General features: G+C 28.5%; 27 protein-coding genes. 14 read left to right on the forward strand and 13 right to left on the reverse strand.

Going from position 1 to position 22,883, the window contains the following annotated elements; translation table 11 throughout:
• Window positions 1–2 precede the first annotated feature (2 nt).
• Window positions 3–1,415: a metalloprotease TldD gene (tldD, locus tag AC5SL0_RS05800; protein WP_494618092.1), complete on the reverse strand. Its 1,413-nt coding sequence runs from the start codon at window positions 1,413–1,415 to the stop codon at window positions 3–5.
• Between the two features lie 110 nt (window positions 1,416–1,525).
• On the opposite strand from tldD, the gene AC5SL0_RS05805 reads away from it, so the two are divergent.
• From AC5SL0_RS05805 to AC5SL0_RS05815, 3 genes are read left to right on the forward strand one after another with little or no spacing between them, the layout of a single operon-like run.
• Entirely contained in the window at window positions 1,526–1,888 is a 363-nt protein-coding gene (locus AC5SL0_RS05805; RefSeq protein ID WP_494618094.1) for a rhodanese-like domain-containing protein, read from the forward strand.
• Window positions 1,889–1,891: 3 nt separating this feature from the next.
• Window positions 1,892–2,239 carry a thiol-disulfide oxidoreductase DCC family protein gene (locus tag AC5SL0_RS05810; protein WP_494618096.1) on the forward strand — a complete coding sequence of 116 codons (348 nt, stop codon included), beginning with the start codon at window positions 1,892–1,894 and terminating at the stop codon, window positions 2,237–2,239.
• A gap of 45 nt (window positions 2,240–2,284) precedes the next feature.
• Window positions 2,285–2,827 (forward strand): tetratricopeptide repeat protein, encoded by a 543-nt coding sequence (locus tag AC5SL0_RS05815; protein WP_011281519.1) that lies wholly within the window; start codon window positions 2,285–2,287, stop codon window positions 2,825–2,827.
• A 1-nt stretch (window position 2,828) separates the two neighbouring features.
• Here the strand turns inward: AC5SL0_RS05815 and AC5SL0_RS05820 are convergent, their stop codons facing one another.
• The 3 genes from AC5SL0_RS05820 to AC5SL0_RS05830 form a co-directional block, all read right to left on the reverse strand.
• A complete protein-coding gene (locus AC5SL0_RS05820; protein ID WP_494618098.1) occupies window positions 2,829–3,092 on the reverse strand; it encodes a hypothetical protein in 264 nt (87 codons plus the stop codon).
• Between the two features lie 778 nt (window positions 3,093–3,870).
• Complete coding sequence (locus tag AC5SL0_RS05825) at window positions 3,871–4,002, reverse strand: hypothetical protein (protein ID WP_494573955.1); 132 nt, start codon at window positions 4,000–4,002, stop codon at window positions 3,871–3,873.
• Window positions 4,003–4,088: 86 nt separating this feature from the next.
• The gene (locus tag AC5SL0_RS05830) at window positions 4,089–4,973 is read right to left on the reverse strand and encodes a dihydrodipicolinate synthase family protein (RefSeq protein ID WP_494618100.1); all 885 of its coding nucleotides are present in this window, start codon (window positions 4,971–4,973) and stop codon (window positions 4,089–4,091) included.
• A 44-nt stretch (window positions 4,974–5,017) separates the two neighbouring features.
• Here AC5SL0_RS05830 and AC5SL0_RS05835 point away from each other — a divergent pair, with 44 nt between their 5' ends.
• Window positions 5,018–5,953, forward strand: a complete 936-nt coding sequence (locus tag AC5SL0_RS05835) for a GDP-mannose 4,6-dehydratase (RefSeq protein WP_494618102.1) — start codon at window positions 5,018–5,020, stop codon at window positions 5,951–5,953.
• Complete coding sequence (locus tag AC5SL0_RS05840) at window positions 5,950–6,888, forward strand: glycosyltransferase family 9 protein (protein ID WP_494618104.1); 939 nt, start codon at window positions 5,950–5,952, stop codon at window positions 6,886–6,888. The genes AC5SL0_RS05835 and AC5SL0_RS05840 overlap by 4 nt, the downstream gene beginning before the upstream one ends.
• Here AC5SL0_RS05840 and AC5SL0_RS05845 read toward each other — a convergent pair.
• Complete coding sequence (locus AC5SL0_RS05845) at window positions 6,885–7,391, reverse strand: J domain-containing protein (RefSeq protein WP_494618106.1); 507 nt, start codon at window positions 7,389–7,391, stop codon at window positions 6,885–6,887. The genes AC5SL0_RS05840 and AC5SL0_RS05845 overlap by 4 nt on opposite strands.
• A gap of 17 nt (window positions 7,392–7,408) precedes the next feature.
• Between AC5SL0_RS05845 and AC5SL0_RS05850 the strand changes: the two genes are divergently transcribed.
• On the forward strand, window positions 7,409–9,484 hold the full coding sequence (locus tag AC5SL0_RS05850; protein WP_494618108.1) for a S9 family peptidase: 2,076 nt from the start codon (window positions 7,409–7,411) through the stop codon (window positions 9,482–9,484).
• Window positions 9,485–9,582: 98 nt separating this feature from the next.
• Entirely contained in the window at window positions 9,583–10,029 is a 447-nt protein-coding gene (locus tag AC5SL0_RS05855; RefSeq protein WP_006997730.1) for an Hsp20 family protein, read from the forward strand.
• A 46-nt stretch (window positions 10,030–10,075) separates the two neighbouring features.
• Here the strand turns inward: AC5SL0_RS05855 and AC5SL0_RS05860 are convergent, their stop codons facing one another.
• Window positions 10,076–10,381, reverse strand: a complete 306-nt coding sequence (locus tag AC5SL0_RS05860) for a hypothetical protein (RefSeq protein ID WP_271616566.1) — start codon at window positions 10,379–10,381, stop codon at window positions 10,076–10,078.
• A gap of 131 nt (window positions 10,382–10,512) precedes the next feature.
• Here AC5SL0_RS05860 and AC5SL0_RS05865 point away from each other — a divergent pair, with 131 nt between their 5' ends.
• Window positions 10,513–11,823, forward strand: coding sequence for an NCS2 family permease (locus tag AC5SL0_RS05865; RefSeq protein WP_011281527.1), 1,311 nt, complete (start codon window positions 10,513–10,515; stop codon window positions 11,821–11,823).
• 33 nt (window positions 11,824–11,856) lie between these two features.
• Here AC5SL0_RS05865 and AC5SL0_RS05870 read toward each other — a convergent pair whose 3' ends face one another.
• Window positions 11,857–12,393, reverse strand: coding sequence for a phosphoribosyltransferase (locus tag AC5SL0_RS05870; protein WP_020168856.1), 537 nt, complete (start codon window positions 12,391–12,393; stop codon window positions 11,857–11,859).
• 28 nt (window positions 12,394–12,421) lie between these two features.
• Between AC5SL0_RS05870 and AC5SL0_RS05875 the strand changes: the two genes are divergently transcribed.
• Window positions 12,422–12,718 carry a DUF1330 domain-containing protein gene (locus AC5SL0_RS05875; RefSeq protein ID WP_018413583.1) on the forward strand — a complete coding sequence of 99 codons (297 nt, stop codon included), beginning with the start codon at window positions 12,422–12,424 and terminating at the stop codon, window positions 12,716–12,718.
• Here the strand turns inward: AC5SL0_RS05875 and AC5SL0_RS05880 are convergent.
• Together AC5SL0_RS05880 and AC5SL0_RS05885 are read right to left on the reverse strand one after the other, a co-directional pair.
• Window positions 12,705–13,340 carry a DNA-3-methyladenine glycosylase family protein gene (locus AC5SL0_RS05880; protein WP_006997725.1) on the reverse strand — a complete coding sequence of 212 codons (636 nt, stop codon included), beginning with the start codon at window positions 13,338–13,340 and terminating at the stop codon, window positions 12,705–12,707. The two genes, AC5SL0_RS05875 and AC5SL0_RS05880, sit on opposite strands and share 14 nt — an antisense overlap.
• A complete protein-coding gene (locus AC5SL0_RS05885; RefSeq protein ID WP_011281531.1) occupies window positions 13,333–14,217 on the reverse strand; it encodes a DMT family transporter in 885 nt (294 codons plus the stop codon). Before AC5SL0_RS05885 ends, AC5SL0_RS05880 begins: the two co-directional genes overlap by 8 nt.
• A gap of 35 nt (window positions 14,218–14,252) precedes the next feature.
• On the opposite strand from AC5SL0_RS05885, the gene msrA reads away from it, so the two are divergent.
• The 4 genes from msrA to AC5SL0_RS05905 are packed head-to-tail and all read left to right on the forward strand — an operon-like array spanning window position 14,253 to window position 19,505.
• The gene (gene msrA / locus AC5SL0_RS05890) at window positions 14,253–14,696 is read left to right on the forward strand and encodes a peptide-methionine (S)-S-oxide reductase MsrA (protein WP_006997723.1); all 444 of its coding nucleotides are present in this window, start codon (window positions 14,253–14,255) and stop codon (window positions 14,694–14,696) included.
• Window position 14,697: 1 nt separating this feature from the next.
• Window positions 14,698–15,510: a sulfurtransferase gene (locus AC5SL0_RS05895; RefSeq protein ID WP_494573961.1), complete on the forward strand. Its 813-nt coding sequence runs from the start codon at window positions 14,698–14,700 to the stop codon at window positions 15,508–15,510.
• 3 nt (window positions 15,511–15,513) lie between these two features.
• Entirely contained in the window at window positions 15,514–16,383 is an 870-nt protein-coding gene (locus AC5SL0_RS05900) for an efflux RND transporter periplasmic adaptor subunit (protein ID WP_494618110.1), read from the forward strand.
• Window positions 16,383–19,505, forward strand: coding sequence for an efflux RND transporter permease subunit (locus AC5SL0_RS05905; RefSeq protein WP_494618111.1), 3,123 nt, complete (start codon window positions 16,383–16,385; stop codon window positions 19,503–19,505). Before AC5SL0_RS05900 ends, AC5SL0_RS05905 begins: the two co-directional genes overlap by 1 nt.
• On the opposite strand, the gene AC5SL0_RS05910 is transcribed toward AC5SL0_RS05905, so the two are convergent.
• Window positions 19,502–20,101: a transglycosylase SLT domain-containing protein gene (locus tag AC5SL0_RS05910; RefSeq protein WP_278386718.1), complete on the reverse strand. Its 600-nt coding sequence runs from the start codon at window positions 20,099–20,101 to the stop codon at window positions 19,502–19,504. The two genes, AC5SL0_RS05905 and AC5SL0_RS05910, sit on opposite strands and share 4 nt — an antisense overlap.
• Window positions 20,088–20,477, reverse strand: coding sequence for a VanZ family protein (locus AC5SL0_RS05915; protein WP_494618112.1), 390 nt, complete (start codon window positions 20,475–20,477; stop codon window positions 20,088–20,090). Before AC5SL0_RS05915 ends, AC5SL0_RS05910 begins: the two co-directional genes overlap by 14 nt.
• Before the next feature lie 49 nt (window positions 20,478–20,526).
• On the opposite strand from AC5SL0_RS05915, the gene AC5SL0_RS05920 reads away from it, so the two are divergent.
• Complete coding sequence (locus AC5SL0_RS05920) at window positions 20,527–21,243, forward strand: 2,3-bisphosphoglycerate-dependent phosphoglycerate mutase (RefSeq protein ID WP_494618114.1); 717 nt, start codon at window positions 20,527–20,529, stop codon at window positions 21,241–21,243.
• Here the strand turns inward: AC5SL0_RS05920 and AC5SL0_RS05925 are convergent.
• Complete coding sequence (locus tag AC5SL0_RS05925; RefSeq protein WP_494618116.1) at window positions 21,232–21,921, reverse strand: sugar phosphate nucleotidyltransferase; 690 nt, start codon at window positions 21,919–21,921, stop codon at window positions 21,232–21,234. The two genes, AC5SL0_RS05920 and AC5SL0_RS05925, sit on opposite strands and share 12 nt — an antisense overlap.
• Window positions 21,918–22,883, reverse strand: coding sequence for an aminoglycoside phosphotransferase family protein (locus AC5SL0_RS05930; protein WP_494618118.1), 966 nt, complete (start codon window positions 22,881–22,883; stop codon window positions 21,918–21,920). Before AC5SL0_RS05930 ends, AC5SL0_RS05925 begins: the two co-directional genes overlap by 4 nt.

Here is a 22,883-nt window from a genome sequence, read left to right on the forward strand (position 1 = left end):
ATTTATAATTGAGTTCCACCAACAGTCATTTTATCAATTAAGATCGATGGCTGTGCCACACCTACCGGAACACCTTGCCCTGCTTTTCCACAAGTTCCAATACCTGGGTCAAGCATCATGTTGTTGCCAACCAATGAAACCTCTTTTAAAATTGAAGGTCCATCACCAATTAACGTTGCACCTTTAATAGGTGATCCAATTTTACCATTAATAATTTCATAAGCTTCTGTACAGTTAAATACAAATTTTCCTGAAGTAATATCTACTTGCCCACCACCAAAACTTACTGCAAATATTCCTTTATCAACCGATTTAATCATCTCTTCTTGAGAATATTTTCCATTTAACATCATAGTATTTCTCATTCTTGGTAGAACAACATGCTTGTAGCTTTCTCGTCTTCCACTACCTGTTGATCTTGTGTTCATCAATCTAGCATTTAGTCGATCTTGCATAAAATTTTTTAATATACCATTTTCTATTAAAACAGTTTTTTCAGTAGGTGTCCCTTCATCATCTATTGTTAAACTTCCTCTTCTATTATGAAGAGTTCCATCGTCAACTATAGTAACACCCTCACTAGCAACTCTTTGACCCATTAAATTATGAAAAGCAGATGTTTTTTTTCTGTTAAAGTCACCTTCAAGACCATGCCCTATAGCTTCATGAATTAGTATTGCTGGCCAGCCCGATCCTAAAACAACTTTCATTTCTCCTGCTGGTGCAGGTTTACTTTCAAGATTTACTGAAGCAATTCTAAATGCTTCATCACATACTTTTTTCCAATTATCATCTTTAAGATATTCATCATAAGATTGTCTTCCACCAATTCCATAAACTCCTGTTTCTTTTTTTCCATCTTTCTCAAGCATAACTGAAACATTAAAACGAATTAAAGGCCTAACATCTGTTAACACTTCACCTCCAGATCTTATAATTTCTATAGATTTATGCTCACCTGCAAAACTAGCAGTGACTTGTTTTACCATTCCACCTTTAGCTCTCGTATAGTTATTAACTTCTTTTAAAAGATCCAATTTAGATTGTAGTGATTTTTCTTCTATCGGATTCACATCTTTATAAAATTTTTCATTAGTTTGTGGAATTTCATGATTGTAAATACCTTTTTGAGATTTCAATGTTGAGCTTAGATTGTTAGCTGATTGTTTTAATGATTTTTTTGAAATTTCATTTGAATGAGAATAAGCTACCACTTCACCAGTAACCGCCCTTAAGCCATATCCTAGATCAGAACTATAACTAGAACTCTTTATTTTATCATCATCAAGTACAATAGATTCACTTTTAGAGTTTTCTAAGTAAAGCTCACCATCATCACAACTATTTAATGTTTCTGATATAATGCTCTCAGCATCTTTTCTTGATAAATCTGTTTTAGTAAAAAAATCATTCATACATAACAAGTAATAGTTATAATTATTTTTTCAATTGTCGTATTTCGCACATATACAATCTATCGGATTCTATATAATTTTAGGAATAAATTAAAAAAAAGGACAATATAATGAAAAAATTTGATGAATTAATGAACGTTTCTAACGAGATAAAAAATATTTCGGTTGATGAAGCTAAAGAAAAACTAAATGACCCAAATGTTCAATTTATAGACGTAAGAGATAAAAATAGTTTTGAGTCAGAGACTATTGGTAATGCTGTAAATTTAGAAAGAGGCTTATTAGAGTTTTATTTAGCTGATGGTAGTCCTTTAGAAAATGAAATGTTTAAGAAAAATCCTGACAAAGAATATGTAGTTTTTTGCGGTCTTGGAGGTCAAAGCACACTTGCAACAAAAACTATGCAGGAAATGGGAATAAAAAATGTGAAAAATATGACTGGTGGAATGACAGCTTGGAAAGATAAAAAATAGATTGTGAAAGTTTATTTTAATAATTCATGTAAAATTTGCCGTGCTGAGATAAATTTGTATAAAAAACAAAATATTAAAGACATAGAATGGGTAGATATTACAAATAATAAGTCAGCAGAAATAGAAACTCAAAGAGATGCTAAAAACCTTTTGCGTAGACTTCATATTAAAGAGGGGGAGAAAGTAATTGGAGGGGCAGAAGCTTTTTTATTGGTGTGGAAAAAAATTCCTAAATATAAGTTTCTTTATAGTTTCTTTAAAACTCCAATAATTTTTACTTTATTTTCATTTTTTTATGAGATTATTGCTTTCTTTTTATTTTTAAAAAATAAGAAACAACTTTTGAAATAAGTTTTTAATGTTGAGATGAGGCACTGAATAAAATATATTTTAATTATGAAAGTTTTCATACTATTTGTATTTATATTTAGTTTTGTTTCTTCTGCTCAGTCATCGCAGAAAGTTATTTTAAATAATCTTTTTGACCAACTTCAAATTATTGATAATTCAAAAAGTGCTGCTCTATTGGAGCAAAAAATTTGGTCTGTCTGGAATGAACATCCTAGTGATTTTAAATTAACTGAAAAGTTAGAGTTTGGAACAGAGTTAATGCAATATGGTGATTATAATTATGCGTTAAAAGTTTTTAGTAATATCTTGGAGAATGACCCTAAATGGTCTGAAGCCTGGAATAAAAGGGCAACTGTATATTTTTTAATGAGTCAGTTTAAAAATTCATTAAATGATATTGATAAAGTTTTAGATATAGAGCCTAGACACTTTGGGGCTTTATCTGGACAAGCAAGAATTTTCATAAAACTTCAAGAATATGAAAAAGCAATTAAGAGTATTGAAAGTGCATTAGAATTCTATCCATCATTTAAAAGTCGTGAACTAATACCTGAAATTGAAAGATTAATTAAAGAAGATAGTATCTAATTTAATCTTTTTTAGCTCTTTTTCTTGAAATTAACTGTGTTAACGCGTCAACCATTAGATCAGATGCTTTAAATATTTCATTTGATTTGAATTCATGAGATAAGTTTTTTTCAGGATCTGATTTATCTTCAATAATTATTCCTTCGTCAGGAGAATTATTTTTTATATAAATTAATAGCAGCCAGTCTTCATCGGGAGCTTCATCCCATTTGATAAAGATTTCACCAGTTTCAAATCTTTGATCAATGCATCTAAAAATAGACATGTGTCTAGTGATGTGCCGTTTGTTTAGTTGAAAAACTAAACTACTGGCACTTCTGTAAAAGCTTTCAAGAGAAAGTTCAATTTTCTGCCTTGCAACTTTATAATCTTTCTCTTTTTGAAGTAAAGTTTCTCTATCCTCATCACCTTGAATTTTTACTCCTAAAGCTTCTACTCTCTCTCTAATTTTTTGGTCTCTTATTATTCTATATTTATCTTTTAATTTCTCTATCCTTGCTTGAAGACCAGCGTAATCATCTCTTTTTTCTTTTAATGAAATCTTTTCAAGTTTTTCTAATTCTTTAATCTCTCTTATCCTAAATTTCTCAATCTGTTTTTCTAATTGTAATTGTTTTAAAAATTGTTTTTGCCTTTCAGCATGTTCAATTCTAAGTAATGCTTGCTCCTTACGTAAAAATAATTTTATGTCTCTTGCTCTTTCCTTTTCAAGTTTAATTTCTTCTTTTAATGCTTTTTCTTTAAGTTTAGTTTGCTCCTCTTCTTCTTTTACTTTTTGTTTTTGGATTTGTAATTTTTCTTGTTCTTTTTTTTCAATTTCCTCAAGTTGTCTTCTTCTTTTTTCTTCAGCTTTTAAGGTTTTATATTCAGATATTCTATTGGCGATACTATCAAAAAAAGCTTGAATGTATTTTTCTAAATTAAAATTAATTTTAAAGTTAAATTCTGGTTTTAAAGAATTCTGAAGTGTAACTACTCTTGATATTAAGGTTACTTTTTTTCTAGTGTTAATTTTTTGTTTTTTCTTGTTTGTTTTTATATTTTTACTTATTTTTTTTTTTATAAATATTTTTTTTTATTTTTAAATTTTTTTTCTGCTTTTTATTTGTAATTTTTTTAACCTTCTTTTTTAATAAAGGTTTTTTTTTAGCTGAATTTTTTTTTATTTTTTTCATACTTTAAGAAAATTAGATTTATCAATTAATTACTGATAAATATAGTCTCTTGTTTCAAAATGTTGTTAAAAATTTGCTAGCTATATTTAAGCTGCCTTAAGTGATCCTAATGTAAAATTAAGCTTACCGAGATCTTCCACAAGTTGTTTTTTATCTTTTTCGTTTAAAAGACTAACCGGTGGTATAACATTTTTGTAACAATCGTCTCGATCTGACATAAAAGAATGTAATCCTGATATTAAATTGTAATGGTCAAATGTGCCTCTAACCTTGCATAGTATATCATTTACAGTTTGTTGTTTTTTTTCGTTAAAATCATCGTAAACTTTTCTAGATAAATTAGCAGTTACATTGCAAGTTGCCGTAATAATACCATCACATCCAAGCTCAAGACCCTTAAGGAGTTTTAGTTCTGATCCCGGCATCACAGAAAAATTATCAATCTTTAAATTTTCATATAGGTTATAGGAGCTATCTTTGACACCAACAATTTGTTTTGGAAATTTCTTAACAAGCTCCTCAACACACTCAACGCTAAATTTGTAGCCACATAACTTTTCAAAATTATATAATATAATCTTACTGTCTGGCACAGCTTCAACTACTTTTGAGTAAAATTCTATTACCTCACTATCACCATACTTATAATAAGCTGGTGGCATTATTAAAAAATCACTAAAGTTTAAAGAGTTAGCTACTTTCATTAAATTTATAGTTTCATTTAAAGAATTTAGCCCAGTTCCAATTAAGTATTTTTCTCTATATTTGCTCTTCGATAATTCATTTAAGAGACTAATTTTTTCACTTATAGATATAAGCTGTGCTTGGCCAGTGCTTCCAAAAATAGCAACACCATGACACCCTTGATCTATTATTCTTTCTACATGATTTATAGTCTTGGCTATATTTAAACTTAAATCATCATTAAAAACTGACATTCCAGCTGCATAAATGCCTTTAATTTTTTTCATATTAATTCCTATAATGATTACTTATATACTTAAAACAATTAAAAATGAAAAATAATAATTCAATAATCATCGGTTCTGGAGTTATAGGGAGTTATTTAGCAAAATTTCTATTATCAAAAAGACAAAAGATTATAGTAACTTCAAGAAAAAGAAAAAAGTCTTATACAAATTATAATAAATTAAATATTGAAAATAAAATAATATTTGAGAAGTTAAATTTTTTAAAAAAAGACGAAATATTAAAACTTTTAAAAAAATATACTCCAAAAAATATATTTTACTTTTCTGGACAAAGCTCTCTTACTAAAAGTATCAAACTTAAAAAAGTAACCAATGATTCCAATTATATTGGTGCTAAAAATATTTTGGAAATTCTTCATAAATATGAATTAAAAACAAATTTTTATAAGGCTAATTCAGGATATATATTTGAACCAAATAAAGGATTGATTAATATAAAATCTAAAATTTCAAAAAATAAAAACCCTTATATTCAATCACAAATTAAGGCCCATAAAGAAGTCAAAAAATTCAGAAAAAAAGGAGTTAATTGCTCTAGTATATTTTTTTTACAAGTTGAATCTCCATTAAGAAATAATGATTTTTTTATAAAAAAAATTTGTACACATGCTAAGTTAAAAAAAAATATTACTGTTGGTAATCTTAATACGATACGAGATTATTCCTGGGCTCCAGAGATTGTTGAAGGCATTTATTATCTTACAAAAATTAAACCTAGAGATTTGATGTTATCAAGCGGTCAGGGAATTTCTGGCCATGAAATTTTAAAAATTGCCTATGAACAAAATAAACTTAATTACAGAAAATATTTTTCAATTAATAAAAAATTTATTAGACCTGATGAAGTTGATATAATGAAGGGATCAAAAAAAAATTATGAAATATTAAATAAAAAATTTAAATATCAAATAAAAATTGGTGGTGCAAAATTAGTCAAAAAGATTTTTAATTCAATATGAAAACATGTATATACTTAAGCTATAAAGGTTTAGGTGCAAATTTATTACACCTTGCTTACTGTCACGAGATAGCTAAAAAATATGGTCCTGTCACGATTATTACATTGTGTAATAATTTGGAGGCTGCTTTAAAGGATGACCCATTAATTGATAAAATTATCTTTATAAATAGGTATCATAAAAGATTTATTGATATCTTAAAGTTAAGAAACTTTTTTAACTCTTTTAATTTTGATCAAATTTTTATTTTTTATCCAAGTGTAAGAATTTATCTAGCTTCAGTTTTATCTAATATTAAGAAAGTTTTTTGCTATCCATTATTCAAGAAAAATAAATTACATTTGGTTGATGCTGCAAAAAAATTCACTGAAAAATCTTTGGGAATAACTAATTGCTCAACTGAAGCAAACTATTTCATTAAAGAAAACAAAATACAAAATATAAAAAAAAACTTAGACACTAAAAAATTTACAATTGTTATTGGAGCTGGATCTTCTGGACCTACAACAAAGTGGGGTGCTAAAAATTATTCTAACTTGATAAACAAACTTAACAATAATGGAGATTATTATTTTTTTATTCTTTGTGGTCCAGGGGATAAAGATTTATCTAATGAAATTACAAATAATATTAAAAGTAATAATTATGTTTCATTATATGATAAAAAAATAGAAGAAGTTATTCCATTTCTATGTTCAGCCAACATGTATGTTGGTAATGATTCATTTGGATCTCATATAACAGCTCAGTCAGGAATAAAAAGTTTAGTAATACTCTTAGATTCTCCTAAAGCATACACGGATTATAGTAAAAATTATCAGAGAATATTTCCAGAAAATATTAAAATTGAAAATATAACTCATGGATCAAATTTAAACCCAGAAGATGTATCTGTTGAGAAAGTCTATCAAGAAATTCTTAATAATAAATTCTAGACTAAATTTTTTAAAACTACTTCCTTTGCTTCATTTACAATCATCGATAATCTTGTGGTTTCTGGTGAAATATCGGGATGTATTTTTTTTTGGATTTTTATGTATGCTTTTTGAACATCCTCTTTAGTAATTTTTTTTTTAATATCTAAGTTTAAGATCCTATAAGCCTCTTCTATAGTTATTGTAGAAGAATTTTTGATATTTTGATTTTGGTTAAATGAAAATCTCCCAGAGTTTCTAAGTGTTTGTATAAGTCTAAATAAACTAATTAATTGAAATATTGAAAACCCCTTTAGTTTAACTAAAGCTAAGCTAAGCAACGTAAGTGGTATGCTTAACAAAAACTTACCAGCAACAAAAAGCAATATTGCCAAAATTATTAAACCTAAAAAAATTAATTTTCTTAAATGTTTTGATATTTTTTTTGATGAAGTATTTGCTACTAATTTAAGTATAAAGTAAGTAATTCCCAAAAAAACTAGTGTATAAATAATAATATTCATATATTTAATTTGTATCCATGAAAATACCACATCTTAAAAAAAAATCAGAAATAAAAACGTGCCATAACATTAGTTGGGAAGATGATTATAGTTGGATACATCAAGATGACATCCTGGAGGTTTTAAAAGATAGCAAAAAATTAAACCCTGAAGTCAGAAAATATCTTGAAGAAGAAAATTCTTATACTGATTTTCACTTATCAGATACCAAGACCATTCAAAAAAAATTATTTGATGAAATCAAAGGAAGAATAAAATTAGATGATGAGTCTCTACCTTTTAAAGATTTTGATTATGAATATTGGTCAAAAACAACTACCAAAGGAAATTATTCCATAAAATTAAGGAAAAAAATCGGAACTAATAATATTGAAGAAATTTGGAATGGAGATGAAGAAAAAGAAAAACTAAAAGTAGAATACTTTGGTGTTGGCGATTTGGAGGTTAGTTTTAATGACAAATATTTGGGATATTCTTTAGATACAAAAGGTTCTGAATATTACACAATATATATAAGAGATATAAATACAAAAAAATTAGTTACTGAAAAGATTGAAGAAACATCAGGTAGCATAACATTCAGTTTAGATGATCAGTTTGTTTTTTATTCAAAACTTGATGAAAATCATAGACCAAGAAAAATTTATAGACACAAATTAGGTACTAAAGTTAGCGAAGATCAATTAATTTTCGAAGAAAAAAGTGAAGCCTTTACGGTTGGAATTGGTTTAAGTGCAGATGATAAATATTTCTTTATCAGCTCTTCAGACCATAATACATCTGAACAATATTACTTTGATGTTAATGAAAAAAATCCCAAACCAAAATTAATAAAAAAAAGACAAAGAGGAATTCTTTATTCGGTCAATTCTTGGGATGGTAAATTTTACAATCATACTAATGAAAATGCTGAAGATTTTAAAGTAGACATAAGTAATAGTTTGGAAAAACCAGACTGGAAAACCTTTATTGCTGCAAAAGATGAGGTTCTAATTGGAGGTTTAACATTTTTAAAAAATTGGATCATAAGATCTGAAACTTCAGATGCTTTAGATAAATTATTTGTAAAAAATATTACAACTGGAATAGAAGAAGAGTTAATTTTTTCTGATGAAACTGTATATGTTCCTGGTGCCTCTTTGATGCAAAGAGATAAAAATACAGACGAAATATACATAAGTTATTCTTCACCTAAAACACAATCTAGAGTTTATTCTTATAACTTAAGCACAAAAGAAAAAAAATTAGTTAAAGAACAAGAGATCCCATCCGGTCATAATCCTGATGACTACATTGTAGAAAGAGTAGATTGTAAATCACACGATGGAAGACTGGTTCCTCTTACAATTACAAGACACAAAAATACTAAAATGGATGGAAGTGCTCAATTGCTGCTTTATGGTTATGGCTCTTACGGAAGCTCTATGAGCCCTAGTTTTTCTACTACTAGATTAAGTTTGATTAATAGAGATATCATCTGGGTTACAGCCCATATTAGAGGGGGTATGGAAAGAGGTATGAAGTGGTGGAAAGAAGGAAAGCTGCTTAATAAAAAAAATACTTTTGAAGATTATATCGCTTCTGCAAAATACTTAATTGAAAATAAATATACTTCAAAAAATCAAATAATAGGTATGGGTGGCTCCGCAGGTGGTCTTCTTATGGGTGCTGTAGTTAATCAAGCCCCCGAATTATTTCTAGGAATTATAATGGCAGTACCATTTGTAGATTCTCTGACAACTAATCTAGATCATTCTTTACCTTTAACAGTTGGAGAGTTTGATGAGTTTGGAAATGCAAAAGATAAAAAAGATCACTTTGATTATATTTATTCTTATGCACCTTATAATAATATTAAAAAAATGGATTATCCTCATATGTTGATCACAACAAGTTTAAGCGATAACAGAGTATTGTTTGATGAACCAGCAAAATTTACTGCCAAACTAAGAGAATATAAAACTGATAATAATTTATTACTTTTAAAAACTGAAATGAACGCAGGTCATGGTGGTAAATCAGGTAGAGATGGGGCTATAGAAGAAATTGCACTAGATTATGCATTTGCATTAAAAATTTCTAAAAAAATTTAGTCATCCTATCTTGAAATTTTTAGCATAATTCCTAAATATCATATGTAAGTCGCCTAATGGGGCTTACTAAATTAACCTTGCTAACAAAGGAGGAAACTATGACAAGTAGGGATCTATCTATATTTAACACTCTAAGACCTTTTTCAATTGGATTTGACGATATGTTTGACCAATTTGAAAATATGTTGGGAAATGGAGGGTTAACTATGCAGTCCAATTATCCACCGTACAACATTAGAAAAACTGGAAAAGACAACTACGCTATTGAAGTTGCTTTAGCTGGTTTTAATAAAAATGATGTAGAGGTGGAGTTTGAAGACAATTTATTAACTGTAAGAACTAAACAAGTTGATAAATCTGAGGACAAATCTGATGATGGTGAAATTATTCATAAAGGTATTTCACAAAGACAATTTGCAAGATCATTTACAATCGCTGAGGATGTGAAAGTTAATGGTGCTGAATTAAAAGATGGTCTTTTAACGATTGCCTGTGAAAGAATTGTACCTGAATATAAAAAGAAAAAACTTATTGAAATTAAATAAGTAAAAACCTTACTTGTGGGGTACATTCCCCACAAGTATTAAGTTTTTAAAAACAACCGTTTGAAACAAAACCAATCACTATAGAATTAGAATCTACTTCAAATCTTCTTTCGCAAAGTATTCCATATTTTTTGGTGTTGTAAACAAGCTCTAAGTTACCTTTATCATTTTTAAAATCTTCATCTGGCTTACCTAATTCCATTTGCAAATTGCTTGAAGTTTTTCCAATGTATTCACTTAACTTAGCATTTTCTTTTTCAACAATTGTGTCTGTTTTATTTTTGATTGTTTGACAGCCGGCAACAAGAGTTAAAAGAAATAAGCTTATTAAAATAAATTTTAATTTATGCATGGTTCAATGATAACACTCAAAATATGGCATAAATATAAACTTATAAGTTGAAATATGTTGATAAACTTAGATTTTTAAGAGTATTTTCTTAATTAATCTAATATTAGTCCATCTTAATCTTAGGAGGATCAATGTTAGAAAAATATTTCGACTATAAAAAACACAAGACTGATTTTAAAACAGAAGTAATAGCTGGTGTAACAACATTTTTGACAATGGCTTACATTATGTTTTTAAATCCATTTATACTATCAGGTGAATTTGCTGGACCAGAAAAAGGGTTCTTTGAATTTGGAGCGGTATACACGGCAACAATTGTTGCAACAGCGCTTGCTTGTTTCATAATGGCATTTTATGGAAAAACATGGCCGATAGGTTTGGCGCCAGGTATGGGAATTAATGCATTCGTTGCATTTGGTGTTTGTGCTGGAATGGGCTATACGCCTCAAGAAGCTTTAGGAGCTGTACTAGTGGCTGGGGTTTTATTCTTAATCATTTCATTAACACCTATCAGAGCGTGGTTAATTAATTCAATTCCAAGAAGTTTAAAATTAGGAATTGGCGCTGGTATAGGATTATTCTTAGCAATAATTGGGCTTCAGATCATGGAAGTTGTTGTTGATAACCCGGTAACATTAGTTCAATTAGGTGACTTGAGTGATCCACTTGTTCTATTGGGCTGTGCAGCATTTATTTTGATGGTTGTTCTTGAAAAAATGAAAGTTAAGGGAAATATCATCATTGGTATTTTACTATTCAGTATTATTGCATGGGCTACTGGACTTGCTAAATTTAATGGAATTGCAAGCTCACCACCTCCAATGACTTATCTATTTGATTTTGATTTATCAGCAGCATTAACAGCTGGTATGACAACTGTAGTATTTACTTTATTATTTGTTGATTTCTTTGATACTGCAGGAACATTAACTTCAGTAGCAAACGTTGCTGGTAAGGTTGATAAAAATGGTAAAGTTAAAGACATTGAAAAAGCGATGATGGCTGACAGTGTTGGAACTGTAGCGGGTGCAATGATGGGAACAACAACTGTAACAAGTTATGTTGAGTCTGGTGCTGGTGTAAAAGCTGGTGGAAAAACAGGAATGACCTCTTTGGTAATTGGTCTTCTATTTTTGGCTTGTATATTCTTTGCTCCTTTAGCAACAAGTTTACCTAAGCAAATTGATGGTGCAGCTTTAGTATTTGTTTCTGTTCTTTTTGTTAGAAATATAACTGATATTGAATGGGATGATATTGGTGAGGCAGCTCCTGCTATTCTTGCTATGATTGCTATGCCGTTAACATATAGTATTAGTAATGGTATTGCTTTAGCATTTGTATCATACGCATTAATCAGATTATTTACTGGTAAGTTTTCTTCAACTTCACCAGCGATATGGATTATTGCAATTTTGAGTGTTGTAAGTTTTGCAGTTGCTTAAAATATAATTTTTAGGGCTGGAATTATTCCAGCCCTATTTATTTTTCTTAATTATTTCTTCCATAGACATCTCTTCATAATGTTCCGTAGGCTGAACAATCCATGGATCTGAATCAAGTTTAACTGGACAAAAATCTGGCTCAAATGTAGATGATTTTTTTTTCCACAAACAGGCTGTTTTAACTTCATTTATATAATTTCTAGTTGGTTCATAATTCTTTAACCACTCAATACTTTTGTTTAAAGTTAATCCTGTATCAGATAAATCATCTACTAATAAAACTTTATTAAAATCTTTATTCTCAGCTAAAGAACTAATTTCTCTTGCAAACATTAATTGACCCTGTTTATCTTCCATTCCTTTTCCTGAATAACTTTGGATAACTATATAAGCTATAGGTAATTTTAAAATTCTAGAGAGGATATCTAGTATAGGAGCTGCCCCTCTCATAATGCCTACTAGTACTGTTGGCTTATAATTATTGTGGATTTCTATTGCTAGTTTTTCTACAATTTTTGTATACTGATCAAAAGTGATAATTAATTTCTCTGCCATAAAATTCATTATCATATAAAAAATTATTTAAAAAGGAGAAATAATGAAAGCCTACTGGATCGCTTTATACAAAAGAATAGATAGCCAAGAAAATTTAAAAAATTATGGGGCAAAAGTTACTGGAATAATAAAAAGTTATGGAGGAAAACCTCTTGTAAGAGGTGGAAAATTTGAAACTTTAGAGGGTGAAACTTACCCAAGAACTGTAATTTGGGAATTTCCAAATCATGAGCAAGCTATGAAATGTCACGATTCTAAAGAGTATCAAGATGGTTGGGCTATAGCTAGAGATACTACTGAACGAAACCTACAAATAGTAGAAGGTTTTAGTACTGAATAGGTTCTGGATCTATACTTCTCCAAAGATACCAAGTTGCAACTGAACAGTATGGACTAAATCTTTTGTTTAATAATTTTACATAAGATTCAGGTGGTAGATATTTTTTTTTATAATTTTTTGAAATTCCTCTTAAAAGACCAATATCTTGTATAGGCCAAATATTTGACCGATTATAAGTAAACAATAAAATCATTTCAGCTGACCATCTTCCAATTTGTCTTAACTGAGATAAATAAATAATAGCCTCTTCATCTGACATCTTGGGAATTAATCTAGGATTAAATGATTTATCTAATATTTGTTTAGCTAAACTTTTTATTCCCTTAACCTTTTGTCCACTTAATCCACAGCTTTTAAGTTGGACAGAAGAAAGTTTAGAGACTGTTTTTGCATTAATCTTATTTTTACATTTCTTTTTAAATTTCAAAAAAACTGAGTTGGCTGCTGCAACACTGATTTGCTGCCCAATGATACTCTTGCATAATGAAAAAAATATATCTTTTCTAGAAGTAAGCACAGCCTCTGAAGGAGACTTATATTTATTTATCAATGATGACATTACTTTATCTTTATTGGATAAATATTTTTTTGCAGTATTCCAATATTTTGGTTTTTTATTCATGTCTAGTTGTTGATGGTATTTTTTGTTTATGATAAATTTCTCTTCTAAAAATTATAAGAGAGGCAAGAACTACAAGTGATGCACCAATTAGTGTTTTTATAGTTGGTATCTCATTCCAAATAAAATAACCAAAAAATATAGCAAATACCAAAGCTAAATATTTTAATGGTGCTACCAAAGATACTTCTGAAAGTTTATATGATTGAGTTAAAAATAAATTTGCAGAACCTCCTGTTACTCCAATTAAAGCTAAAAGAATAAAGTCTTGAAAATTTGGCATTTTCCATCCCATTGGAATTGTGGCCAAGCCAGCAATTGAAATAGTAATTGTAAAAAAAATTGAGATAAGCCAAATAGGTTCTGTTGTTGATAGCTTTCTAATTGTGATGGTTACAAAAGCCATTCCAATACAAAATATTAGAGGAAGGAAATAAAGATAATTCATACCCTTAAAGCCAGGCTCAGCAATTATAATAACACCTATAAATCCAATTAAGACAGCTAACCATCTAAAAATACCCACTTTTTCACTTAATAGAAAAATTGATAATACAGTAATAAATAATGGTGCCGCATATGATAAACTAACAACGACTGCCAAAGGAAGTTCTCTTAACGCAACAACTATTGCTATCAAGGCCATTAAACCCATAAGGCATCTGAATAAATGTTCTTTTGATCTTTCAGTTGTATAAAAAGTTTTTAATTTACCTTTTGGAATTAAAAAATATGTGGGCAACAGACCAAAAAAACCCCTAAAAAATAAAACTTCCCCAGTTGGATAGTCGCTTGACCATTTTACCAGCAAATCCATAACAGAAAAGGTGCATACAGATAGAAACATGTACAAAAAACCTAATTGATTTTTAGTTAGCATAGCAATAATTTGTAAATCAAATTAAAGTATAATCAATGGAAATAGCAGTATTAGGATTAGGATGTTTTTGGGGACCAGAAATTAAGTTTAGTAAACTTGAAGGAGTTATTAAAACTGAAGTTGGCTATTGTGGAGGTGACAGTAAAACAGTCACTTACAAAGAGGTATGTACTGGTAATACAAATCATGCAGAAGTTGTTAAGTTAGATTTTGATCCTAAAATTATCTCTTATGAAAAGATTTTAGATTTCTTCTTTGAAATTCATGACCCTACAACCTTAAATTCACAAGGACCTGATTTTGGGACGCAATATAGAAGTGAAATATTTTACCTAAGTGACAGACAAAAAGAAATTGCTGAGAGTGTTATAAAAAAAGTAAATTTAAAATTATCAGGAAATGTTGTAACAAAATCTTCTTTATTAAAAAATTATTGTCCAGCAGAAGAATATCATCAGAGATATTTGGAAAAAAGATAATATGTCTTTAGTTGATACAAATTGGTTAGAAGAAAATTTAGATAAAGTAAAAATTATTGATTGCTCATGGCACATGCCTCAGACAGAACGTAATGGTTTTGATGAATATAAAAACAATCATATTAAAAACGCAATTTTTTTTGATTTAGATAAAAACTCTAAAATAGATACTGATCTACCTCATATGTTAACAGATGCTAAGTCATGGCAAAATATTGTCTCTAGCATGGGAATTAAAAATGATGATCAAATAGTTATCTATGATAATTCGGATGTAATTAGTTCATGTAGATGTTGGTATAATTTTATCTATTTTGGTCACAATCCAGAATTAGTTCATGTATTAGATGGTGGATTAAAAAAATGGATTAAAGAAGATAAAGCAACCACTAGTGATATAATTAAGATTATTCCCTCTAACTATATTGCAAATGAAAAAAGAGAGTTAGTAAAAGATATAAACCAAATTAACAAAAATATTTTAGAAAACAATTTTAATGTTATTGATGCAAGAAGTTTAGAAAGATTTGAGGGTAAGGTTCCAGAGCCAAGAAAAGGATTGCGAAGTGGCTCAATCAAAAACTCTTTTTGTCTACCTTTCTCTGAACTTATAAATAAAGATCATACATTTATTAGTAAAGAAAAGATTCATGAAAAGTTTAAATTAACTGGATATGAGATAGGTAAAAACATTGTGTTTACTTGTGGTTCTGGTGTTACTGCTTCAGTTTTGGCTCTTGCTTATTCCTTAATAGATAATAAATATATGCCTACTATTTACGACGGATCATGGAGTGAATATGGAAAAAATTAAAATATGAAAAGATCTACAAAAATTGGAACTGCAATCCTTACCTTCTTTTTAATTATTACAATAGTAATTGTTGGAAGAACAATGATAGGAAATCATTTTAAAAAAAAATTTAGCAAAAGACCTCCTCCAGGAATAATAGTAACTGAAGTTGTAGCAAAAAATTTCTCTCAAAAAGTTTCAACTTATGGAACAGCAATTCCTTTTAGAACTAAATCATACAAAATTGAAAAATATGAAATAGTTAACCCAATAGAATTCAATAGAAAATTAAAAAAAGGTGATTTAATAACAAAATTAAAAACTAGAAATTTAATAGCATCTTTTGATGGAGTGGTGACTAAAAGAGATTTTTCAAATGATATTAAAGTTTCTGAAAGTTCACTTTTAATACAACTAGAAGATACTTCGACAATTTATGTAGATGTAGATATTCCTGAGCTTTACGCAAGTTTTATTAAAGAAAATTTAAATGTTGATGTTAAATTTTCAGGTAATAGTGAAAAAATTTATTCAGGTGTTGTTGACTCAACAGCTGGCAGGATTGATGTGGATACAAGATCTTTAGCTATAAGAATAAAATTAGAAAATGATAATTTTGAAATTTTACCAGGTTCTCTTTTGGAGATTATAGTTAAATATAATGAGAGAAATTCCATGAGTATTCCAGATACAAGTTTAATCATGGAAGGTAACAAAACTTATGTTTATAAAGTTGCAGAAGATAATGTGACTAATAAAACTGAAATTGTTATTGGAATAAGAGATTCTGGTTTTATTGAAGTAGTTTCAGGTTTAGCTAATGGAGATAACATTGTAGCTGAGGGTTTAAAAAAAGTTAGACCAAGAGGCAAAATTAAACCGATTAAAAAATAATGTTTATAACTGACGTAAGTATAAGAAGACCAGTTGTTGCTTGGGTAATGTCTCTTATATTAATTGTTTTTGGAATATTTGTTTTTTCACAATTGCCAGTAAGAGAACTACCCGAGGGCTTACAACCACCTGTAGTTCAAGTTAAAGTAGACTACAAATCTGCATCAGCTCCTATAATTGATCAGGAAGTAACACAAGTAATAGAAGATGTAATAGGTGGAGTAGAAGGAATAAAAAATATTAACTCAACATCAGAAAATGGGAGTAGTTCAATTAATGTTGAATTTAATCCTGATATAGATCTTGATAATGCTGCTAATGATATAAGAGAAAGAGTTGCAAGAGTTGTCGATAGATTGCCAAGTGAAGCAGCAGCACCTCAAATACTTAAACAATCAGCAGGATTTTCAACCACTATGTGGCTGGCCGTATCTTCAGCAACCTGGAGTGATTTAGAGCTTGGAGATTATGTTGAAAGATATTTAGTAGATCAATTTTCAAGTGTTAAAAATGTTGGAACAATCTCAACTGGTGGCTTAAGAGATTTAAGTGTTAGGATCTGGATAGATCCAATTAAACTTGCTGCAAACAATTTAACTATTCAAGAAGTTGAAGGAGCAATAAGGAAAGAAAATGTCAGCCTACCCGCAGGAACATTAGAAGCTACCAACATAGATTTAATACTAAATTTAGATAAGTCATATAACAATATAGAAAAACTAAAAACATTGCCTATTAAAAAAAATCAAAATAGTGTTGTAAGACTCTCAGATATTGCAAATGTTGAGTTTGGTCCGGTTTCAGAAAAAAATCTTTTTAAAGCCCAAAGTAAAGATGCTTTAGATTTAAACACTGTAGGAATTGGTATTTACGCAAAAAGTGGCGCTTCAACAGTAGAACTTTCTAAAGAAATAAGTAAAAAAATTGAAGAAGTTAAAAAAACATTGCCAGATGATCTAAATATAGAAGTAGCTTTTAACAGAGCAACATATGTGGGTACAGCTATCGATGAAGTATACAAAACTTTAATCATTGCTTTTATTCTTGTGGTTATTATTATTTATTTATTCTTAGGTAATATAAAAGCTGTAATTGTACCAGCAGTTGCACTACCTGTAAGCTTAATAGCTTCGTTTTTAGGTCTTTATTTGTTTGGTTTATCAATAAACATATTTGTTTTATTAAGTTTTATTTTAGCAATTGGAATAATTACTGACGACTCGGTCATAATGACAGATGCAATTTATAGAAGAATTGAAAATGGAGAGAGTCCATTAATTGCAGCTTACAAAGGGTCAAAGCAAATCAGCTTTGCAATCATTGCAACAACTTTAATTCTAGTTGCGGTTTTTATTCCTTTAATTTTTATAGATGGAATTGCAGGAACATTATTTAGAGAAACAGCAATAGCATTATCTGTTTCTGTTGTGGTGTCCTCTTTTGTTGCTCTTACACTATCACCTATGTTAGCAAGTAAGTTTTTAAAGAAAGAGCCAAAACAAAATTTTATAGTCACTAAATTTGATAAATTTTTTAAATCATTCTTAAAATTTTATGAAGAAACATTGGGGTATTGGCTTAATAAGAAAAAAATCATAATTTCATTTATAGTCTTCACTATTATTATTTCTGGTGTTTTGTTTAATATTACAAAAAAAGAATTATTACCCTTAGAAGATCGAGGGGTTTATCTTGTTCTAGGATTTACAGATGAAGGAAGCTCTTTTGAATATACTGAAAAAAGAGCAGAAGATGTTGAAAAAAGATTAATTCCTCTTCTTCAAGCTAAGGGCAGTCCATACAAAAGATTTATAATGAGAGTGCCAGGCTTTGGTAGCAATAAAAATTCTTTTAATAGCTTTATAATAATCGCATTATTAGATGAATGGGCTGAACGAGATAAAAGTTCACAAACAATAATGAGAGAAGCAATTGGAAAAATTGTGACTGTTCCTGAAACAGTAGCTTTTCCAATATCACCTCAATCTATTAGGGTTTCTAGTTACAATAAACCTGTTCAAATGGTTATATTGGGCAGCACTTATGAGGAGTTAGAGGAAATACAGTCAAAAGTTATCAATAAATTAAGACAAAATAAAAATTTATCTAGAATAGAATCGGACTATTCTAGAGACAAACCAGAAGTCAAATTAGTAATTAATAAAAATAAGGCTAAGGATTTAAGTGTGTCTACTGACTCAATTGGCAAAACCTTAGAAACTCTTTATGGTGGAAAAACTGTAACAAAATTTAATAGACTTGGTAAAGAATACCCAATTATACTTCAACAATACTTGGCAGATAGACGATCGCAAGAAGGTCTTTCTAAAATATTTGTTAGATCTGAAAGCTCTGGTAAACTTATCTCTTTATCAAATTTAGTAGAGTTCAGTGAAATTGGATCTGCAAAAAAATTAGCAAGATATAATAGGCAGAGAGCTGTAACAATATCTGCAAATATATCGGAATCTTATACACTTACAGAAGCAATTGCATATTTAGAAGAAACAATGGAAGAAATTGGCTCTTCTAATCAAATTGCATGGAAAGGTAAATCAGAAGAAATAAAAGAAACTAGTAATGAACTATTTATTATTTTTGGATTAGCTTTTCTAACTGCGTACCTAGTAATGGCTGCAACCTTTAATTCATTTATTCATCCATTTATTATTATGTTAACTGTTCCACTTGCTTTGTTTGGAGGTTTGGTCTTTATATTATTCCTGAACAGTTCTATTAATATCTTCTCACAAATAGCGCTTGTCATACTAATTGGAATATCAACTAAAAATAGTATTCTAATTGTTGATTATGCCAATCAGTTAAGAACAGCTGGAAAAAATATAGAAACATCTGTTAAGGAAGCTTGTCAATTAAGATTTAGACCCATAATGATGACGTCAATAAGCACAATGATAGCAATGATGCCATTGGTTATAGGAAATATTGGACCAGGCGCAGGTGAAGCTTCAAGATTAGCAGTGGGTGCAACTATTCTGGGAGGAATGATTATATCAACATTCTTTACATTATATGTAACGCCAACCATGTATTTGGTATTAGCAAAGAATACGAAACGAATTGATGCTGTTGATATTGAGCTAAAAAAACAACTTCGTTAAAATATAATATATTTATTTTTATTTAATCTTTTCTGGCAATCTTGTAATTGTGATTTGTATTTATTAGATTGTTTTTCTACTTTTTTAGCTAAACCTATAACTTTCTGATTATTCTTATAATCTTTATAACCACCCCACCCTTCATGATACGCTAGATACTGTCTAAAGGCATCTTTCTTAGAAATTTTTAAAAGAGATTCAGTTTTATCGGTATACCAACCAATAAAATCAACACTATCTTTAAATCTTGTTCTTGTTGCTAATTTATTTCCAGTTTCATTTTTATACTGCTCCCAAGTTCCCTTTACTGCTTGTGAATATCCAAATGAACTAGAGGGTCTCTTAAATGGTATAATCTTAAATAATTTTTGCCTTGGCGGTTTAGCTAGCCAATCAAAGTCTGATTCCATCTTAATTATAGCTAGCTGAATATAAATTGGGGTTCCCCATTTTTGTTCAGTTTTTTTGGCATGTTTATACCAAAGGTATCTTTCATTAAAAATTGAGCAACTATTTGAAGTATTTTGAGGTATTGAAGAACAGCCAGTAATAAAAATAATTAATAGTATTGAAAAATGATTTCTAAGTTTTGACATTCCTAATTATAATCTTATAGATAAGTATTACTAATATTACACCTACAATATTTCCAAATAAATCACTCATCTCAAATCCACGGTTTGGAATGATAATATGAAATAGTTCTAAAAAAATTGATAATAGAAATAAATAAACACTTAAAGAATTAATTTTTTTAGTATTATGAAAAGAAAGTAACCCTAAGCTTGTAAGTAAAATAAAAGCATAGAAATGGTTTGATGAAATTATAAAATCTTGAGTAATTTGGGGTTGTAAGTAACAATCATTATACAAAAAACATCCAAAAATACTTCCTGGGTATAAATAAAATATTATCAATATGATATTTGAAGAATAAAACCCAATTCTAAAAAAGTTTTTTAATTTATTCATAATAATCTTATTTATTTTATTTCTTTTATCAGTTATCAGAATATATAAAATGGCTCATTTAATTTTAGTAAGACATGGTCAAAGTGAATGGAATCTTGAGAAAAGATTTACAGGTTGGGTAGATGTTGACCTTACAGGGCAAGGTAAATTAGAGGCCTGCAAGGCTGGAGAGTATATTAAGGAAACTAAAATTGATATTGATTATTTTTATTCATCATTTCAGTTAAGGGCTATCAACACACTAAAATTTATTCAGGACACATTAAGAGACAAAAGAGAACCAGTTAAAGCCTGGCAATTAAATGAAAGACATTATGGAGCTTTGACAGGGCTAAATAAAGATGAAATGAAAGAAAAGCTTGGTGAAGATAAAATACATGCTTTTAGAAGATCTTGGGATATTAAACCAGATCCATTAAGTAGAAACAATCCATATCACCCGTTAAATATAGAGGTTTATAAAAGTATTCCAAAAGAAAATATTCCTGACACCGAGTCCCTTAAAGATACCTACGATAGAGTAATGAAATTTTATATTGATGAAATTCAAATGAAACTAAAAAATGATAAAAATATTTTAATTTCAGCTCATGGAAATTCTATAAGGGCGTTATGCAAATTTTTATTTAAATTAGATAACCAGAAAATATCACTACTTGAAGTACCAACAGGCAATCCACTTTTGATAAATTTAGATTCACAGCAAAATATTAAAGAATGCACTTACCTAGATCAAGATAGAGCTAAGGACTTGTTAGTTTTTTAATAATTTTTTGTAAATATTGAGATCTGTTAAATGTTTAAAGTCTTCAAAACTCTCAAAACCATATAAATCGTCTTTATCAATTAATTTATTCCAAATATTTGAAATAGAAAAATTGCCTACTTCATATGAGTCAAATAAACCCTTATTTATAATTTGGCACCCTGTATAAATTAGGTGATTAAGTTCATCTTTTTTTATAATATTTTTTTTAAGATTAAAATCACCCTTCAAATTTTTGTCAAAACTCAAGTTTTCATTAGCTAATAAAAGTATATTTTTAACTTTATTTAAAAAATAAAATTTCTCCATATCTTTAATATATTTTTTATAATTCTCATTCCATACGGTGTCTGGATTAAATATCATAAAATCTGTTTCATCAGATGAATTTATTAAATTTAAAATTCCACCTCCCGTATCTAAAATATTTGAGCCATCATTTATTATTTTAATTTCTAAATTAAATTTCTTATTTTTAAAAAATTGTTCAATTTTTTCACTTAGGTAAAATGTGTTAATTAAAATCTTATCAATTCCCAAAGAATGTATTAAATTAATACAATTTTCTAATAATGTTATTTCGTTTATCTTTAGTAGAGGCTTCGGGGTTGTCAGTGTTATTGGGTTTAAGCGCTTACCATATCCAGCACATAGAATTAATGCAGTTTTAATCTTCATCTTTGATTTCTTATTTTTTTGGAAAAATTAAGCTCTAATAAGCTTTTGAGCTCAGAAAATTTGTTATTGTTGGAAATTCTTAATTCAATTAACTTCCAAGCATAGGGAATTAATTTTAAATATTGCTTTTTCTTATCTCTCATGGCCAATCTTGTGAATATTCCAATGATTTTCATATTTCTTAAAATGGATAATATTTCAAAATCACTTAATAACGTAGCCTTGTTAACTCTTTTTTTATTTAGTTTTAGATAATAACGATAAATTTTATTTTTAAATATTTCATCTGTTCTAAATCTAACATCATCAATTAGGGAAGCTAAATCATAAGCCCTGTTTCCAATTAAAGCATCCTGCGAGTCGATAACTCCTATTTTATTTTTGTACTTCATTAAATTCGATACATGAAAATCTCTATGAACTAAAACTTTTTCATTTAATTGAAGGTTTGTTAATAAAAATCTAATTTGTTTTTTTATATCAATTTTAAACTTGGTTAGTTTATTTTTTTTTATAAATTTTTTTGCATACCATTCACAAAATAAATTTGCCTCATTGAATAATTTAACATTATCATAAATAGGTATTTTATAAGTTTTACCTTTAAAGTTTTTAGATCGATTTTGTTTAATTTTTTGAATCACTCCAAGTAAATCAATAGATTTTTTATAGAGAGTTTCTTTTTGGTTTTTATTTTTTTTTAATAAACTAAAAACTGAGTCATCTCCAAAATCTTCAATTTCTATATAATTTTTTTTATAATTTTCGCTATAAAGTTTAGGTGCTAAAACTTTATTTTTAATTAGAAGACTATTTATTGCATCATATATTAGCAAATTTTTCTCTTTTTCCTTAGAAGCAAAAACTATGATTGATTTTTTTTTTGATAATGACTTTCTATAAAAAGATCTAAATGATGCGTCACCTTTAATTTTTTTTAATTTATTATTAGTTTGTAACAT

The sequence above is a fragment of the Candidatus Pelagibacter sp. PS_16 genome (assembly GCF_059417965.1).

What these genes read in the sequence shown, in the direction of transcription:
- tldD (WP_494618092.1), bottom strand. Translation starts at nt 1,415, where the DNA reads ATGAATGATTTTTTTACTAAAACAGATTTATCAAGAAAAGATGCTGAG.
- AC5SL0_RS05805 (WP_494618094.1), top strand. Translation starts at nt 1,526, where the DNA reads ATGAAAAAATTTGATGAATTAATGAACGTTTCTAACGAGATAAAAAAT.
- AC5SL0_RS05815 (WP_011281519.1), top strand. Translation starts at nt 2,285, where the DNA reads ATGAAAGTTTTCATACTATTTGTATTTATATTTAGTTTTGTTTCTTCT.
- AC5SL0_RS05820 (WP_494618098.1), bottom strand. Translation starts at nt 3,092, where the DNA reads ATGTCTATTTTTAGATGCATTGATCAAAGATTTGAAACTGGTGAAATC.
- AC5SL0_RS05825 (WP_494573955.1), bottom strand. Translation starts at nt 4,002, where the DNA reads ATGAAAAAAATAAAAAAAAATTCAGCTAAAAAAAAACCTTTATTAAAA.
- AC5SL0_RS05830 (WP_494618100.1), bottom strand. Translation starts at nt 4,973, where the DNA reads ATGAAAAAAATTAAAGGCATTTATGCAGCTGGAATGTCAGTTTTTAAT.
- AC5SL0_RS05835 (WP_494618102.1), top strand. Translation starts at nt 5,018, where the DNA reads ATGAAAAATAATAATTCAATAATCATCGGTTCTGGAGTTATAGGGAGT.
- AC5SL0_RS05840 (WP_494618104.1), top strand. Translation starts at nt 5,950, where the DNA reads ATGAAAACATGTATATACTTAAGCTATAAAGGTTTAGGTGCAAATTTA.
- AC5SL0_RS05845 (WP_494618106.1), bottom strand. Translation starts at nt 7,391, where the DNA reads ATGAATATTATTATTTATACACTAGTTTTTTTGGGAATTACTTACTTT.
- AC5SL0_RS05850 (WP_494618108.1), top strand. Translation starts at nt 7,409, where the DNA reads ATGAAAATACCACATCTTAAAAAAAAATCAGAAATAAAAACGTGCCAT.
- AC5SL0_RS05855 (WP_006997730.1), top strand. Translation starts at nt 9,583, where the DNA reads ATGACAAGTAGGGATCTATCTATATTTAACACTCTAAGACCTTTTTCA.
- AC5SL0_RS05860 (WP_271616566.1), bottom strand. Translation starts at nt 10,381, where the DNA reads ATGCATAAATTAAAATTTATTTTAATAAGCTTATTTCTTTTAACTCTT.
- AC5SL0_RS05865 (WP_011281527.1), top strand. Translation starts at nt 10,513, where the DNA reads ATGTTAGAAAAATATTTCGACTATAAAAAACACAAGACTGATTTTAAA.
- AC5SL0_RS05870 (WP_020168856.1), bottom strand. Translation starts at nt 12,393, where the DNA reads ATGATAATGAATTTTATGGCAGAGAAATTAATTATCACTTTTGATCAG.
- AC5SL0_RS05875 (WP_018413583.1), top strand. Translation starts at nt 12,422, where the DNA reads ATGAAAGCCTACTGGATCGCTTTATACAAAAGAATAGATAGCCAAGAA.
- AC5SL0_RS05880 (WP_006997725.1), bottom strand. Translation starts at nt 13,340, where the DNA reads ATGAATAAAAAACCAAAATATTGGAATACTGCAAAAAAATATTTATCC.
- AC5SL0_RS05885 (WP_011281531.1), bottom strand. Translation starts at nt 14,217, where the DNA reads ATGCTAACTAAAAATCAATTAGGTTTTTTGTACATGTTTCTATCTGTA.
- msrA (WP_006997723.1), top strand. Translation starts at nt 14,253, where the DNA reads ATGGAAATAGCAGTATTAGGATTAGGATGTTTTTGGGGACCAGAAATT.
- AC5SL0_RS05895 (WP_494573961.1), top strand. Translation starts at nt 14,698, where the DNA reads ATGTCTTTAGTTGATACAAATTGGTTAGAAGAAAATTTAGATAAAGTA.
- AC5SL0_RS05900 (WP_494618110.1), top strand. Translation starts at nt 15,514, where the DNA reads ATGAAAAGATCTACAAAAATTGGAACTGCAATCCTTACCTTCTTTTTA.
- AC5SL0_RS05905 (WP_494618111.1), top strand. Translation starts at nt 16,383, where the DNA reads ATGTTTATAACTGACGTAAGTATAAGAAGACCAGTTGTTGCTTGGGTA.
- AC5SL0_RS05910 (WP_278386718.1), bottom strand. Translation starts at nt 20,101, where the DNA reads ATGTCAAAACTTAGAAATCATTTTTCAATACTATTAATTATTTTTATT.
- AC5SL0_RS05915 (WP_494618112.1), bottom strand. Translation starts at nt 20,477, where the DNA reads ATGAATAAATTAAAAAACTTTTTTAGAATTGGGTTTTATTCTTCAAAT.
- AC5SL0_RS05920 (WP_494618114.1), top strand. Translation starts at nt 20,527, where the DNA reads ATGGCTCATTTAATTTTAGTAAGACATGGTCAAAGTGAATGGAATCTT.
- AC5SL0_RS05925 (WP_494618116.1), bottom strand. Translation starts at nt 21,921, where the DNA reads ATGAAGATTAAAACTGCATTAATTCTATGTGCTGGATATGGTAAGCGC.
- AC5SL0_RS05930 (WP_494618118.1), bottom strand. Translation starts at nt 22,883, where the DNA reads ATGTTACAAACTAATAATAAATTAAAAAAAATTAAAGGTGACGCATCA.